This is a genomic window from Paenibacillus sp. FSL R5-0749 (genome assembly GCF_038595085.1).
Taxonomy (GTDB): Bacteria; Bacillota; Bacilli; order Paenibacillales; family Paenibacillaceae; genus Paenibacillus.
This window is the reverse complement of record NZ_CP152005.1, coordinates 6,677,041-6,693,190: the sequence shown is the minus strand read 5'-3', so window position 1 is coordinate 6,693,190 and position 16,150 is coordinate 6,677,041. Positions and strand designations below refer to the sequence as shown.

Below are 16,150 nucleotides of genomic sequence, written 5' to 3'. Positions count from 1 at the left end.
ATAAACGACTTTGAAAGACGAACCCCGACCCTGCTGCATATGCAAAACTTGTAGTAGAATAGGTTTAACATATGCAAAAGGAGAAATACAATGAATACTTCAGACAGAATCATTGAAGCCGCGACACGGCTCATCAAAAAGAAGGGCTATCGGGGAGTAAGCACCAAAGCCATTGCAACGGAAGCTAAAGTCAATGAATCTACGATTTTTCGGCAATTTGGAAGCAAGCAAGGCATATTGGAAGCCATCGTTGAAAGACATGCAGATATCCCGCAATTTGAGAAGCTGTTAAAAGAGGACGCGACCGATAATCCGGAAGTCGATCTACTGAATGTAAGCCAGCAGTACCGTTTGTTTTTCCATAAAAATGCGGACATCATTTTGATTGGCATCCGTGACAAAGGAATGCTTCCCGAATTGGACAGAGTGCTGGCCGATCCGCCAGTGAAGCTGCACTCCTTGCTGGTTGAATATTTTGAACGCCTGCAAAAGAAAAAAGTTATAGCTAGACAGGATGAGCGTCTTACCGCTATGTCTTTTCTCTCGATGTGTTACGGATTTCAGATGAGCGAGCTGATTCACCAGCACTATCAGTTCCAACTCGTCACCGAGGAAGAGTTCTACAAGCACAGTGTCTCATTGTTTGTTAAAGGAATTTTGTCTCAGTCATAAGCTTTGTTGATTTATTTAAATATGCCTAAGACTGCTTTCCGCCTCCGCCTACTTCCATTAGTTTGTTCCATCCTCGTTGGTTGCGCTCTGTCGTCATGTTACAGCCTCCTAGTAAGATTCAAGTGAAACGAATGACCACTGCACTTCGCTCCAACCTATAAATCCACTACCATAGAAGGTTGTGGATTTTTGCGTATTAAAGTCTTTTGGCTATTGTTAAAAGCTATAACCAGCCATGTTTTTTTCATATAACAATCATTCCTTTCGACCATGCTATACTCATTAGAATAAAAAGTTAGAAGGAGAAATAACTATGATACCTTTTCGTAATGATCATGTAGGCAGCTTTCTACGCCCTGCAAACTTAAGTCAGGCACGTGAACAATATAAATCAGGCAACATCACATATGAAGAATTAAGAGCTGTGGAAGATCAAGAGATTATTCGAATCATTGAAAAGCAGAAGGAGAATGGTGTATCTGCCGTTACGGATGGTGAATTCCGCAGAAGCTGGTGGCATTTTGATTTTCTGGGTGGCTTGGATGGCGTAGAGTTATATGAGCAAATAGACGGACCAAAATTCCATAACATGCAGACTCGCAAGGGCGGGATTCGTGTTGTTGGTAAAGTAGATTTTTCGAGTCATCCTTTTGTTAAGGATTTTGAATTTTTGAAAAAGCATGCAGGTGACGCTGTCGCGAAACAGACCATTCCAAGTCCCAACATGCTTCTATATCGATTGGAGAATGGCGCCAATATCTATACGGACCGGGAGCAATTCCTTCAGGATACGATTGCGGCGTATCAAAAAGCCATTCAAGCTTTCTATGATGCGGGATGTCGATACCTGCAATTAGATGATACCGCTTGGGCAGATCTATTCTCAGAAGCTGGTCACGATAAGCTGCGTGCCAAAGGTCTGGAACCGGCGGAAGAGTTGAAAACGATGCAGCGAATGATTAACGAGACTTTGGCTCATAAACCGGCAGATTTAGTTGTGACGATGCATATTTGTCGCGGTAACTATAAATCAAATTATTTCTCAACGGGTGGTTACGAGTACGCTTCTGAAGTTATCTTTGGAGGCTTAAACGTAGATGGATTATTCTTAGAATTTGATGATGAACGCTCGGGTGGTTTTGAACCATTACAATATGTGAATCGAAAAGATTTGAAAATCGTACTAGGTTTACTCACATCGAAAACAGGCGAGTTGGAGGATAAAGAACAAATTAAAGCTCGGATTGCAGAGGCGGCAACCTATGTACCCCTTGAGCAACTATGTTTGAGCCCACAATGTGGTTTCTCATCTACAGAAGAAGGCAACATTCTAACGGAAGAACAACAATGGCGTAAACTTCGTTATGTGAAGGAAATTGCAGAAGAAGTTTGGAATTAATCCATCTAAATAACGGAGGGGATACAAAATGACGACACAAGCAGACCAAGAGAAAATTATAGTTGAAGCGTTCATTAATGGTCAAAATGTAAAATCCCTTTCGCAGTTAGCAAAAGAGAATCCGACAAACCCATCCGAGATTGTAGGCTATTTCCCTGTCACTACGAGAGAACAAGCGGTTGAAGCGATTGAAGCGGCAGCAGGGGCTTTTAAAACATGGAAGCAGACCTCCGTTGATGAACGCATTATGATGATGCGCAAGGCGATCGAGAAGATTAGAGCAGCTGAGAATGAAATTGTGCATTTGCTGTCTAGAGAGCATGGCAAGCCCCTGTATGATGCACATGGTGAGATATATGTTTCGTTAATGTGGATGGAGTTTGCTTGTAATGAAGTTACATCGGCTCTACAGGAAGAGATCAAAACGCATGAGAATGGTAAAACGATTCTTTCCTATGATCCCATTGGTGTGGTGGCAGCGATTAGTCCGTGGAACTATCCCATTGCTTTATCTACGATTAAGATTGCTCCTGCCTTACTTGCGGGCAACACGATTGTACTTAAACCCAGTCCATTTGCGCCGCTGGCGGCTGCGAAGGTGGCAGAGATTATTGCGAGTGAGTTCCCGGCTGGTGTAATCAATGTCGTTCATGGTGATGCGGATGTGGGCGTTGAACTGACTACCAATCCTCATGTCACAAAGATCGCCTTCACAGGTGGAACCGCAACCGCTAAGCATATTATCAGAGCAGCTTCGGAAACGATTAAGGATATGACACTTGAGCTTGGTGGTAATGATGCGGCGATCTTCTTGGCAAGTTTTGATGTTCATGATGAACGAGCCATGCGCCGGATTGTCATTTCTAATTTCTTAACAACAGGACAGATCTGTATGATCGCCAAACGTGTGTATGTACACCGTTCGATATATGATGAATTTGTGGAAAAATATATAGAGGCGGCGAATCGTTGGATTCGCATTGGCGATCCTTTTGATTCAAATACAACGGTAGGTCCGGTGAATAACCTGAAGCAGAAGAATGTCGTGCTTGGTTTGGTTGAAGATGCGCAAAAGCGCGGAGCTAAGGTCATCCCTCTCGGCCAAATTTTGGATCAGAAGCTGTTTGACCAAGGTTACTTCTTACAACCTACGCTTGTTTTGGATTGCGATGTTCATGATCCGATTGTCGTGGAGGAACAGTTTGGTCCTACGGTTCCGATTCTACCATTTGACGATGAAGAGCAGGTTATTCAACTGCACAATGAGAGCATATATGGATTGACGAGTTCTGTGTGGGGCACAGAAGATGATGCCATCTCCGTCGCACGTCAACTTGAAGCTGGAACGACCATGATTAATACCGCCGCTGTGCAGGGGCTCGACGTTCGGTTCCCTTTCGGTGGATTCAAGCAATCGGGTATTGGACGTGAATACGGCGCGGAAGGTATCCGCACCTATACCGAAAAACATGTCATCAACGTTCCGAAGACACTGGATCTTCCTTATATACCAGAATAATAGGTATTAATCTTATAGCATACAAACATGCATCGTACAGAAATGAATATGATGTGAAATGAAAACTTAATTTAAGCTCTACACTTGCGCTTTGTTACTGATCTGTAAAATCAGTAGACAGGGCGCTTTTTTTGTTAAGCTATATTATTAAAATTTTCAATGCCTTTGGAACACACTGTATGTATCACCTAAGTATTCACCTCATGTGGTAATATAAGTGAGTGAGTACATATTCTGAATTTTGAAAATGAAAAGATCAACATGAATACGAGACATCAATGAATAGGGAGTGATTGGAAGTGAGTCAGTTTCTTCAGATGGGAGCAAATACAACTTTAAGTTCGGCAAAAGGGAGTATCAAGATTAGCCACGAGATGTCAAATTCCATCGATGTTTCATTAACAGCCTTCCTTTTAACCGATTCGGACAAGGTACAAGGAGATAGCGGGATCATCTTTTACAATCAACCAACAAGTTCGACAGGTGTAGCCACGCTTATACCATCTGAGCAAGTGGGCAATACCAAAGTACATAGAATACATTTCGATATGGATAAAGTCCCTGATGGGATAAGCAAAATAGCAATAACACTGACAGAGGATCATAACACAGGATTTTCGAATGTGAAAAAGCTGACAGCCGAAATATGTACGGACAATACGATTATTCAGTTATCACCATCCAATTTCACGAGCGAAAATGGAATCGTAGTTCTCGAATTATACCTAAGGAATGGGCAAACAAAGGCGAAATCGATCTGGCGTGGATTTAATTCCGGACTTGAAGGCTTATGTAAAAACTATGGTGTTGAGGTTGAAGCAGATGAGCCACAGAAGTCTTCCCCACCTCAAATTACTCCAAATGAAGCATCAAAAGGACCTGATGCGACTGTAGCAACCGCTACCGCAGATCAAAAAAATAATCAACCATCCAAGTCATCTTTAAACCTTCAAAAAGTAACGGGTAAGATTAACCTCGAGAAAGGGCAAAAGTCAGTACTCATTGATAAGACACCAGAGATTACGGCTACGGTATCATGGGAGACCGGGACAGATTATGATATCTACGCTTTGGTCTACAATAAGGATGGAAAGCAGATTGATGTGGCGATGTTTGGTGCGAAGGGTGTACCGCCTCTTCAAAGCTTGGGTAACGGGGCCGTAGAACATATGGGCGATGTGGGGAGAAGCAACCAAGCCATGAAGACAGAGGTTATCAAATTAAGATTAAAAGATGATATTCTCGCGGTTGTTCCTGTCGTTTACTCAGCTCAATCCAATGGGACCGGATCATTTTACAGATATAAGGTGTCGATGAGTATAGATAATCATGAGGGGACCTCTGTTACGATCTCGTCCAAGAATGCCAATAATAATGATAAGATTTATACCTGTGTTCCAGGAATACTCTATAACACGCCAGACGGCGTAATAATCAGTCCATTGGAGCTATACAGTAAACCGAATTCAGAATTCAGGCCTAAGCTCAAGATGGGATCTTCCAAAATGGTAGAAGTGATCATGGATAAAGGGCCGATGAATAACTATAAGTAGAATGGTTCGTTCAAGTTAACTGCCCCACAAATCCGTGCATGAAATGTCGGATGTGAACATGTATAGAAGGCCATCCTTTAGAGGATGGCCTTCTGACTTTTCGTTACAATCAACATGGTAAAACATACTACAAGTAGCGAGAATTTTTACAGGGCTATGTAAAGTTCGAAAACGTAAATATAATGCGCCGAATGGATGTATCGCCGATCAATTAAACATGGAAGAGTTTACTGGTTGGCCACGAGATGTTAGGCGAATATTGTAAAGTTTATCCCACGCCATCACTTTCTAACAGGGAGTAAAAATTATCGCGGTCTTCATCATCGAATTTGCCAAGCGTCCGCACCTTAACCATTTCATGCCCGCCAAACAGGTCGATCTCCTCGCCATAACTGTTGTAGAGAGCAATCATATTGCCATCCTGATTCATCTCCATATACCCGTAACAAGTTGCCTCAGGCACTTCACCATAAAAGAGCAAAAATTGGATTTTATCCACGCTGTTCATGTAGAGCTCCTTTCTTCATTCCTCATCAATCTGAACAATATTTTACGTGATATCGGATGAATTGAAAAAAGTGATATTGCCCTGCATATCCTGAGATTCATTACTGTATAGAAAGCATAAGGGGGGCTCGCTCGTTATATCGCTCATTCGCACATTATTTCTTGACGAGAGGGAATTTGGGGAGTACTATAACGTGCCGGTTTTTCAAGAAGGTTGATCTTAAACCGAACAGGCTTGCACAGTGCACAGAAATTAAGGATTTGGAGAGGTGCTTATCCAACATCTAACCCCAAAAAAGCATCTGGCACCCTCACTCTCTCACAGAGCAAAAATCGAGGGCGTTAGATGTTCTTGATCTGCAAATTTTTGCGATAGGAGCGCGGCGTTATGCCGCTCTCTCTTTTGAACATGTTGCAGAACTGAGCATCATTTACGAATCCAGCCTCGGCGGAGACATCCGAGATGGACATCTGTGTGCTGGCAAGCAGATGCTTGGCGTAATCCAGGCGTTTGATCAGCATATATCGAGAAGGGGAGGCTCCGTATTTCTCTTTGAACAAATGCCGGAAGCGATCATAGCTGTAGCCGGACATATCAGCTAACATCTCGATGGAGAGACGTTGTGTGAAATGTTCATTCATATAAGCAAGCACATGCTGGAGTCGATCTCCGGAGAACAGAGGATACATACTGTTACCTCCACGATGAAGCAAGTGCAGTAACATGTGGTGCAGACGGTCGTTCAAGTAGCCCTGAGCTCCTTCACCCCGCCGTGTATATTCCGTGTTCAACTGTAGCATGTAGTTATGGATGCTACGCTCCCGGTCATCCTGATGCATGCCTTGCAGCTCGGCAATTTCAGACAAATCCGTTTGGAATCCAACGAAAAGCACCTCGGCGTCCCCCCGGTGATCCTCATCATGCTGTTGATGTGGCGCAATGAGTGCATAGGTTCCAGCCTGAAAATGGTAGCTATGCTCTCCAATCATGGATGTCCCATTTCCTTTAAAATAATAAATCAACTCATAACATTCATGGTGATGAGGGATGATGTGTGTGAACCGGGCATGTTCGGCTCTGACAACATATAGAACTTGATCCATTATTGTTTCCCCCTAATTTCGACAATTAGCCGAATCGTACAAAAAAGCGACCGAAATCATATAAATATAATGGCTTGATTTTGTTATGATCATACTCATAAACGAATGTTAAACGAAAGTAATTGTTTATACGTTCGGTTATAGCAGTAAAGAAAACGCATTACATTTCAGAATTGGGTTGTGAATTACCTGATTTATAAATCTGGGCTGTAAGCACTACAGATTATCCATGATTTTAACAACAAACAGGGGTGTGAGTAAAGAACATGAAGAAGAATGCGTTGGTAATTTGTATGGTAGCGTTGTTGTTGCTTCTGTCCGCTTGTGGAGGTACGAAGGGTACAACTGGTGAAACGGGTTCAGCAGGAACGGACAACGGTGGCGAGCAGGCCGATCAACTGAAAGTGGTATTGCTGATTCCAGGCACACTGGGAGACAAATCTTTCTTCGACGCTGCTAACCATGGTCTGGAGTTAGTTAAGTCCGAACTGGGCGCTCGTACCAAGGTCATTGAGATGGGTACAGACAAAACGAAGTGGGAGCCAACGTTTAACGATATTTCTGCTGAGGATTGGGACATCGTGATTTCAGGTGGTTCTGAAATTACAGAAATGTTTAATGCGGCTGCGGAGCAGCATTCGGATAAAACGTTCATCAACTACGATACAGACATCGAGGATGCCCCGGCAAATGTTTATAATATGTCCTATTCTACAAATGAAGTATCCTTCCTGGCGGGAGCGGTTGCGGCGCTCACAACCAAGTCGGACATGCCGAATGCCAACAAGGACAACCTGATCGGTTTCCTGGGCGGTATGGACATTCCCGGTATCAATGCTTTCCTCGTCGGTTACATTGAGGGAGCTAAGTACGTAGACCCGAATATTAAGGTCGCTGTATCTTATGCTGGCGATTTCGTCAATCCGGCCAAAGGAAAAGAGCTCTCCCTTATTCAATATAACTCGGGGGTTGATGTGATTTTCAACGTCGCGGGCGGTACAGGGCTGGGCATCTTTGATGCAGCCAAGGAAAAATCCAGGTATGCCATCGGCGTCGACTCTGATCAGGCCGCATTACTGCAAGAGACAGACCCCGCCAAGGCTAACCTTATCATTACCTCTGCGATCAAAAAAATTGATACAGCGATATTGGAAGCAGTGACCCAGGCGAAAGACGGCAAGCTGGAGACAGGAAAACGTCAGGTGATGGGCTTTGTAGAGAACGGTGTTGGCATTGCCGAGAATGATGTTTATACAAGTGTATTCCCTGCTGATCTGCAAGCGAAGGTAGAAGAGATCAAGAAGAAACTCGAAAACAAAGAAATTACCGTATCCAATGCAATGGGCATGGAGACATCAGAGATCGAAGCGATCCGTAATAGCGTGAAGCCATAAGCTTTCCTTTTCTAAAGCATCATCATAGAGAAATAACCGTGTTTATTGTTGTACAGCTGGAGATGTAGTCATGCAAATGGATGCATTTTCGGCTGTACATTTTTTGTGCAAACTGCCCGTAGAGAGGAGCAACCTACATGTCCGGCGCACTGTTGGAAATGCGAAATATATCTAAAGTTTACCCCAATGGGGTAGTCGCTAACAAGAATGTTCAGTTCTCCTTGCAGGAGGGAGAGATTCATGCCATCGCCGGGGAGAACGGAGCGGGCAAGTCTACATTGATGAAGATGATGTTTGGCATGGAGGAGCCGAGTGAAGGCGAGATTCTGTTAAAAGGAAAACAGATCAAGCTGGGCAATCCACAGGATGCCATTGCGCTCGGAATCGGTATGGTGCATCAGCATTTCATGCTCGTTCCTTCCTTCACCGTTGCAGAGAATATGGTGCTTGGCATGGAACCCAGACGTGGTGTTGGCATTCATTATGCGGAAGCTGTCCGCATGACGGAGGAAACGGCTCGCAAGTATAACTTGTCCGTGAATCCTCGGGCCAAAGTTGAGGATTTGAGCGTAGGCATGAAGCAAAAGGTAGAGATTTTGAAGGCGCTGCTGCGCGGTGCAGAAATACTCATTCTGGATGAACCTACAGCGGTGTTAACACCGCAGGAAACAGAGGAATTGTTCCGGGAGTTGAAGCTGCTGAAGGAGAAGGGACATACGATTGTATTCATCTCGCACAAGCTGAAAGAAGTGAAAGCGATTTGCGATAGAATTACCATTTTACGTGGTGGGCGTACCGAAGGCGTGTTTAACATTGCCGATGTCACGGAGCAGGAGATATCACGGCTGATGGTTGGACGAGATGTTGTGCTCAAGTATGACAAAACGCAGAAGAGTTATGGCGAGCCTGTACTGTCTGTGCAAAATTTAGGGGCAGTTGATCCGGAAGGCAAGGCGCTGCTGTCGGATATCAGCTTTCATGTTCGCGCAGGAGAGATCGTCGGTATTGCCGGTGTGGAAGGTAATGGACAAAGTCAGCTCGTTGAAGCACTGACGGGAAGTTTGGCTAACCGTTATGCAGGCGGCAAAGTTGAAATGAAGGGAAGGGACATTCGTTCACTCCGTATCGGCGAGATTCGTGGGCTAGGTGTCTCCTACATTCCGGAAGATCGGATGCGCCAGGGATCGGCCGGTGAGGCAAGTATTGCAGACAACCTGATCTCTACCCGGTATCGTTCGAAATCCCTGAATCAAGGTCCGCTTCTCCGCATGTCATCCATTCAGAAGCTGGCAAGTTCTCTGGTCGAGGAATTCAAGGTTCGTTGCTCCGGCCCGTCTCAACCCATTGGTATGTTGTCCGGGGGCAATATGCAGAAGGTGGTCGTTGCCCGTGAATGCTCAACCGACCCGGATCTGCTCATTGCAGAGCAGCCTACGCGCGGTGTGGACATTGGAGCGGCACAGTTTATTCATCAGAAATTGCTGGAGCTGCGGGATGCAGGTTGTGCCATTGTGCTCGTGTCGGCTGATTTGAATGAAATTCTGGAAATGAGCGATACACTGCTTGTGTTATATGACGGCAAGATTGCCGCACGGCTAGATTCGCCGTCAAGCGTCAGCGAAGAGGAGCTGGGTCTCTACATGCTTGGGATTCGTGAGCAGCAAGAGCAGTATGAGGAGGAGGCTTCCCCATGATCCGATTAAAATATTTTGAAGTATACCGCACGGCAGCAGTGATTCTCATAGCGTTAGCCATTGCATTTATTATTATCTCTCTGGTGAGCAGCCAGCCTGTAGAGACTATTCGTATCTTCCTGTTTGAGCCGCTATCCACCTTAAGCCGCATGGGCAATGTTCTGGAAATGGCAATCCCGCTCATGTTCACAGGGCTGTCGGTGTCACTTCTGTTTAAAACAAACATGTTCAATCTGGGCGCGGAAGGTATCTTTTATATCTCAGGCATTGTTGCAGCTATTCTGGCTATTCATCTAAGCATGAACGGAATAATGCACCCGATTGTGGCGATTGGAGCAGGTTCAATTGTAGGCGCACTGCTCTCGGCTATTCCTGGTTATCTCAAGGCCAAATGGAATGCCAATGAACTTGTGACTTCCCTGATGTTTAATAGCATCTTCTTTGGAATTGGCTTGTATCTGTTGAACTATCATTTGCGGGATGCCAAAGCATTCTCGAATGTATCTTATAAATTTGCGGAGACCGCACAGTTGGACAAAATATTGCCAGGCACACGGCTGCATACCGGGCTTATTATTGTGCTGGCGTTGATTGTTCTTGCTCACTATTTCATGTATCGCACGAAATGGGGATATGAGCTGCGCATGACAGGAGCCAACCGCGAATTTGCCGGATACTCCGGTATGAAGACAGCAAAAGTCATCATTCTGGTGCATTTAATTGCCGGTTTTATCGCTGGTATGGGTGGATCAGTCGAGGTGCTTGGGATGTATAATCGCTTCCAATGGACGGCATTGCCGGGATATGGACTGGATGGTGCACTTGTGGCCATGCTGGCAAAGAACAATCCACTGTCCGTCATCGGCGCTGCGCTCTTTCTGGCCTATATTCGTATCGGTGCGGATCTGATGGCTCGTTTGTCGGATGTGCCTTCCGAGATGATCTCTATTATTCAAGCGGTCATTATTTTGCTGATTTCTGCGGAGCAGTTCTTGAAATTCTGGAAGAATCGGATGCTGCTGAAGGAGGCCAAGCTGCATGAATAGCCTGCTGAACGTCATTCTCACAACGGACTTTGCCTTCTCTGTACTACGGGTTACAACGCCGATCCTGTTCGCAGCTTTAGGTGCCCTGATCTCTAATCGAGCGGGGATTATCAACATCGGTATGGAAGGCATTATGCTGGTATCTGCGCTGGCTGGAGTTGTGGTCAGTTCCTACACGGCCAGTGCCTGGATCGGATTACTTGGTGCAGTGCTGTCGGGAACGGCAATTGCCGGAATGCTTGCTTTTTTCACCCTTAAATTCAAGACACATATTATTCTCGGCGGCGTTGCGATCAATATGTTTGCATCAGGAGGGACGGTGTTCTTACTATACTTGCTTAGTGGCGACAAAGGTTCATCTACGTCTTTACCAAGCAAGGTGCTGCCTAGTATAGACATCCCACTGTTGCAACAGATTCCGGTGCTTGGCCCTATACTGTCAGGGCACCACATTCTGACGTATGCTTCCATTCTAGCCGTTATTGCTGTCTATTATTTATTAAAACGGACACCACTTGGTCTGCAAATTCGCTCGGTCGGTGAGAATCCGCATGCGGCACAATCGGTCGGCATCAGTGTCGTGAAAATTCAATATATGGCTTTACTGCTGAGTGGATTCTTCGCCAGCTTGGGCGGGGCCTACATGTCGATGGGATATTTGTCTTTGTTCACCAGAGATATGATTGCTGGCCGGGGCTGGATTGCTATCGCAGCGGAGTCCATGGGACGCAGTACAACGGTAGGTACGGCCTTGACTTCACTGCTCTTTGGTGGAGCGGAGGCGCTGGCCAATGCACTGCAAGTGCTCAAGATACCGGCCGAGTTAATCGGTACTTTGCCTTATGTGGCTACCGTGATCGGACTAATTGTTTATGCGATTGCTGAGACACGCAAGAAGAGACGCAAGCTCGCACAAAAAACGAACTGAGGAGAGAACGATGACGATACCTATTATTATTGACTGCGACCCTGGACACGACGACGCAATTGCTATTTTGCTGGCGCTGGCTCACCCTGAGCAGCTGGAAATCAAGGGTATTACAACAGTGGGTGGAAACCAGACCCTGGAGAAGATTACGAATAATGCGCTCAAAATTCTCAGTTTTGTCGGATCAGACATCCCCGTAGCAAAAGGTGCCAAAGGACCGTTGCTGGGTGCATTGGTAACCGGAGAGGAGGCTCACGGCGAATCGGGAATGGATGGCCCAGTACTTCCGCCAAGTCGCTTTCGGGCAATCGAGGTAGGCGCTGTAGAATTTATACGAGATCTGTTGCTGTCCTCGGATGAGCCGATAACTCTCGTGCCTATTGGTCCGTTAACCAATATTGCTACCCTGATTCGTGCGTATCCTGAACTGAAATCACGGATTGCTGGCATCTCGATGATGGGTGGAGGCATTGCCTATGGGAATGTGACACGTACAGCAGAGTTTAACATCTACGTTGATCCGGAAGCAGCCCATATTGTATTTGAATCGGGAATTCCTATTACAATGAGTGGACTGGATGTGACGGATAAAGCGGCTATCTTTGACGAGGAAATTGAGGCGCTGAAAACACGTGGCCCCGTTTCGGTGATGGTTGGAGAGTTGCTCGACTTCTACTCCATTTACGGCAAAAAGATGGGTTACCACGGCAATGCGCTGCATGATCCTTGTGCCATTGCTTGGCTGCTGCAGCCTGATCTATTCGAAAGCAAAATGCTGGATGTGACGATTGAAACTCAGGGAACGTATACACGCGGGATGACCGTGGGTGACTTACGCACCAAGACAGATCGCGAGCCTAATGTGAACGTACTGCTGGATGTTAATCGTGATGCCTTCATTCGTCTTATCTATGATGCACTTGCTATATTGGACGCTCGTGTACAGCAATTGCCACAAGGGGATTCTTAATATGGCAGGCTGGACTGATCTGCGAGAGACGGTGCGACTTGAACTTCTTCAACGTCGTGAGGAAGGCTGTGACACTCAGGGATTTATGCAAAAATGGGAGGATGCCGCTGATCAGGAGAGCAAGCTGCTGCAACTCTACCAGGAACTGATGGAACTTCAGGTATCGGCTGAGTTTCCTTTTGCAGAACCCTCGAGTCTGGAGGACATTCGTGCTTTGCGCCCAGAGGGACCTCGCGAGCTTCAAGCCGACTGGAGTGAGGACGTATGGAGAGATAAATTCTATGGAGCTTGGCTTGGGCGGAGCGTTGGATGTGCCCTTGGGAAGCCATTGGAGCATCCGGATTATCTGTATGGTAAGGCTGGACGCCCAGGCTGGGAAAATATTGAGCTTTGGTTCAAAGGTGCGGATGCCTGGCCTATTCGAGGATATACTCCAGAACATTCCCGTGCGGAGCAGGAGTACGGGCTGAGTTTGACAGAGCTGGGCCCTTTGAGTGTTCGGGAGAAAATTAGCTTTATGGAAAGCGATGATGACATTCGCTACACCATTCTGGGCTTGCTGTTACTGGAGGAAAAGGGACTGGACTGGGATTCCTGGGATATCGGGAAACTGTGGCATCAACGTCTCACATACAGCCAGGTATGTACAGCGGAGACACAAGCATATATGAATTTCGCCCAGGAGACCTCGCATCTGAAATCGGATAAACCTGCCGATTGGGCGCAGCGCCAGGAGCGAGTGCGTATGCATCTCAATCCATACCGGGAGTGGATCGGAGCTGCAATCCGCGCTGACGGATTGGCATATGGTGTTGCCGGACGACCTGAACTGGCAGCCGAACTCGGCTGGCGAGATGCCTCCTTTTCTCATGTCAAGAATGGTATTTATGGTGAGATGCTGAATGCGGCGATGATTGCTGCGGCGTTTGTGGAGAATAGCAGCGAGCGTATTGTGGAGATCGGACTCAGTGAAATTCCACAGACAAGCCGTCTGACCACAGATGTGCTTCAAGGTGTGGAGATTGGTCTCTCGGCTCGGAATGAGCGGGAATTGGTCAGTCGGATCTGGGATACGTTTAGTCATTATGATGCGGTACACACGAACAACAATGCTGCACTGGTCGCAGCATCGCTGGTGTTTGCAGGCAATGATTTTGAGAAGGCGGTTGTCACGTCTGTCTATGGTGGGCTCGACACCGATTGTAATGGAGCTACGGTTGGGTCAATCATGGGGGCGCGCCTTGGTGCAGCACAGTTACCTGCGTCCTGGACAGCTCCTTTGAACGATACGCTGTATGCGGATCTGGTTGGGTTTGATCCGGTGTCGATCTCTTCCTGTGCTGAACGCAGCTATCAGGTATTTCTAAAACTGCGCGGGTAAGTGTGCGGTGCGGAGAGATTATGGATAGATCGCATAGATCGAGTGATTGAAGTCAGTATTTTTATAAATGAAAAAAGTAAGCATGGAGGTCGGGTGGCTTTGCCTTGCCCACAATCTGCTTAAAAAAGCCGCAATGACGGAAAAACAAAAAAAGGACAGAGCAGGATAAACCTCTGCTGGTCCTTTTTTTGAACGTATGAGTGTTATTTCTTTTTGCCAATACGCTTTTTAAGGGCTTTTGAGACAGCCCCTTTGTACGTGCTCAGCTATTATACGGTGAACAGCGGCTATCTTCTACCTAGTGTCTCCCAAATGCCATGGAGCCAGGCGTCGAACTCAGCATCTTTGTCGCCCTCGTAAGTATCATAGAGATCCAGACGTGTCTTTTGCAGTTTTTCCTTGAATTCCTCAAATGTGTGACCTTCAGGAAGGCTTTTTTTGATCCGCAGCAAAATTTTGTTAGTACCTTTAAACAGCTCACCTTTGTTTTTGGCGGGCATTTGTACATCTTCATCCAACTGTTTCAGCTTGGAATATGCGGCTTCACGCACCTGGAACACTTGATCATTTTTCAAAACATGCTGAAGCAACTTAATGGTAGGGGCTGTATCCCAGTTTCCCAATTCATTCACCGCATTCAGTCTGTCTCTCCAGCTTGAAGTCCGATTAGCCGCTCGTTTGAGCTCTTCAAAGTTCTCCGGTAATTCGTTCACTGCTCCAATATCATGGTTGTTCGTCAAAATTCAATCTCCTTAATCATCGCCATCTCGGCAGAATGATGAATGTTATTTATGTGATCACTATTATAGCACGAACCTGACTAAACTACTCCTATGAAGCCGATTGGTTAGCCTTTTCCTTAATGGAGTCTACCATAAACACCCAACCAATTAGTCCACATAAGACAAAACCAAACGCATGCAGAGATCCATAGATAGGAATAAAATCGAGTATGGTTAAGGAGTACATATTTTTCAGTAACGGATAGAAGATGGAAATGACAACAACCGTGTAAAAGGCTAGGCAAGAAAGGCCTAAGAAGAAGGCTGCCTTAATATCCAAAGCATTTTTCCTCAAGTAAGCAAGGAGATAAGCGGTGTAAACCACAATATTGCAGGCGAACAAAGCGACACCAATGTATTCAATCGGCTTGGAGAAAATCATACCCGTAGCAATCAAGACTGGTCCGATGATATCAATGGCAACGACCCAGGGATACCAGCTTTTCTTCGTCATGATGCGTCCCAGTGCACCAATAAAAATGGGAACGATTGCAGATGAAAAATGAAAGTGAACCGAGCTTAACGCGTGCGTTGCCGGATTAGCTTGGAAGAGGTCCAATTGATATTGATATAAGGTAAACCAAATGCCCCCGATAAAAAAATAAACGAGCCCCGCGCCAATCGCTACTTCCGCCGCTTTTCCTTTAGAGATCACAATCGTGGTCAAGCCATAGATGCCAAGCAGCAGGGTGAACAGTAGCCACCCAAGGGACAGAATCCCTGGGATTGTGGTACTTTCTAGCCCCCATATCTTACTACTCATTATCGAAGCTAGAGTAAGAAGCGCAGCGGGAAATTGAAGCCATTTCATAGCAGCATAAATCACTCGTTGATATGTATTCTTTGCGTCATGGTTCAAAAGTAAAATCACAAGAGGCACAATGACTAAAGCCGCAAAAAGCAGAAATTTATCAACAAGTTCGAATTGAAAGTGATTCAGAGAAAATATCAGAATGGTTATGATTCCACCGGGAAATGCGGGTGATTTTATGAGTTGCTTCAAGGAACTATTCATGGGATTTCCTTTCTGACTATGTTTATCGTAAGACCTGCCTGCATTCAGTTATGTAGCGTTTCTTTAGTATAAAACGGCAATTCTCCTTCTAGTAGTCTATCACATTTATTTTTCGAAGTATGAACATAAGCTTATCTTATTAAGCCTGATAACACCCGAAGACTTTGGTCACAGGTGTACAACCTT

14 protein-coding genes are annotated in these 16,150 nt (G+C 45.7%); 10 read left to right on the top strand and 4 right to left on the bottom strand.

Translation table 11 applies throughout. The features are described from left to right. Positions 1-90: 90 nt before the first annotated feature. From MKY85_RS29775 to MKY85_RS29760, 4 genes are all read left to right on the top strand, one after another. A complete protein-coding gene (locus MKY85_RS29775) occupies positions 91-672 on the top strand; it encodes a TetR/AcrR family transcriptional regulator (RefSeq protein ID WP_339258102.1) in 582 nt (193 codons plus the stop codon). 313 nt (positions 673-985) lie between these two features. Further along, the gene (locus tag MKY85_RS29770; protein WP_342571502.1) at positions 986-2,071 is read left to right on the top strand and encodes a 5-methyltetrahydropteroyltriglutamate--homocysteine S-methyltransferase; all 1,086 of its coding nucleotides are present in this window, start codon (positions 986-988) and stop codon (positions 2,069-2,071) included. 28 nt (positions 2,072-2,099) lie between these two features. Next, positions 2,100-3,590 (top strand): aldehyde dehydrogenase family protein, encoded by a 1,491-nt coding sequence (locus tag MKY85_RS29765; protein WP_342571501.1) that lies wholly within the window; start codon positions 2,100-2,102, stop codon positions 3,588-3,590. Positions 3,591-3,889: 299 nt separating this feature from the next. Further along, on the top strand, positions 3,890-5,143 hold the full coding sequence (locus MKY85_RS29760; RefSeq protein WP_342571500.1) for a TerD family protein: 1,254 nt from the start codon (positions 3,890-3,892) through the stop codon (positions 5,141-5,143). A 268-nt stretch (positions 5,144-5,411) separates the two neighbouring features. Here the strand turns inward: MKY85_RS29760 and MKY85_RS29755 are convergent, their stop codons facing one another. Both MKY85_RS29755 and MKY85_RS29750 read right to left on the bottom strand, forming a co-directional pair. Then, positions 5,412-5,651 carry a hypothetical protein gene (locus MKY85_RS29755; protein WP_342571499.1) on the bottom strand — a complete coding sequence of 80 codons (240 nt, stop codon included), beginning with the start codon at positions 5,649-5,651 and terminating at the stop codon, positions 5,412-5,414. Between the two features lie 341 nt (positions 5,652-5,992). Next, complete coding sequence (locus tag MKY85_RS29750) at positions 5,993-6,754, bottom strand: AraC family transcriptional regulator (RefSeq protein WP_342571498.1); 762 nt, start codon at positions 6,752-6,754, stop codon at positions 5,993-5,995. A gap of 266 nt (positions 6,755-7,020) precedes the next feature. On the opposite strand from MKY85_RS29750, the gene MKY85_RS29745 reads away from it, so the two are divergent. The 6 genes from MKY85_RS29745 (at position 7,021) to MKY85_RS29720 (ending at position 14,167) form a co-directional block, all read left to right on the top strand. Then, on the top strand, positions 7,021-8,148 hold the full coding sequence (locus MKY85_RS29745; RefSeq protein WP_342571497.1) for a BMP family ABC transporter substrate-binding protein: 1,128 nt from the start codon (positions 7,021-7,023) through the stop codon (positions 8,146-8,148). A 137-nt stretch (positions 8,149-8,285) separates the two neighbouring features. Next, positions 8,286-9,842 (top strand): ABC transporter ATP-binding protein, encoded by a 1,557-nt coding sequence (locus MKY85_RS29740; RefSeq protein ID WP_342571496.1) that lies wholly within the window; start codon positions 8,286-8,288, stop codon positions 9,840-9,842. Then, positions 9,839-10,888 (top strand): ABC transporter permease, encoded by a 1,050-nt coding sequence (locus MKY85_RS29735; RefSeq protein ID WP_342571495.1) that lies wholly within the window; start codon positions 9,839-9,841, stop codon positions 10,886-10,888. Before MKY85_RS29740 ends, MKY85_RS29735 begins: the two co-directional genes overlap by 4 nt. Beyond that, positions 10,881-11,816, top strand: coding sequence for an ABC transporter permease (locus tag MKY85_RS29730; protein ID WP_342571494.1), 936 nt, complete (start codon positions 10,881-10,883; stop codon positions 11,814-11,816). The genes MKY85_RS29735 and MKY85_RS29730 overlap by 8 nt, the downstream gene beginning before the upstream one ends. Before the next feature lie 10 nt (positions 11,817-11,826). Continuing rightward, on the top strand, positions 11,827-12,786 hold the full coding sequence (locus tag MKY85_RS29725; protein WP_342571493.1) for a nucleoside hydrolase: 960 nt from the start codon (positions 11,827-11,829) through the stop codon (positions 12,784-12,786). A 1-nt stretch (position 12,787) separates the two neighbouring features. Continuing rightward, positions 12,788-14,167, top strand: a complete 1,380-nt coding sequence (locus MKY85_RS29720; protein WP_342571492.1) for an ADP-ribosylglycohydrolase family protein — start codon at positions 12,788-12,790, stop codon at positions 14,165-14,167. A 287-nt stretch (positions 14,168-14,454) separates the two neighbouring features. On the opposite strand, the gene MKY85_RS29715 is transcribed toward MKY85_RS29720, so the two are convergent. Together MKY85_RS29715 and MKY85_RS29710 are read right to left on the bottom strand one after the other, a co-directional pair. After that, complete coding sequence (locus MKY85_RS29715; RefSeq protein ID WP_339258096.1) at positions 14,455-14,907, bottom strand: HEAT repeat domain-containing protein; 453 nt, start codon at positions 14,905-14,907, stop codon at positions 14,455-14,457. Positions 14,908-14,998: 91 nt separating this feature from the next. After that, positions 14,999-15,964 carry a YndJ family transporter gene (locus MKY85_RS29710; RefSeq protein ID WP_342571491.1) on the bottom strand — a complete coding sequence of 322 codons (966 nt, stop codon included), beginning with the start codon at positions 15,962-15,964 and terminating at the stop codon, positions 14,999-15,001. Positions 15,965-16,150 lie beyond the last annotated feature (186 nt).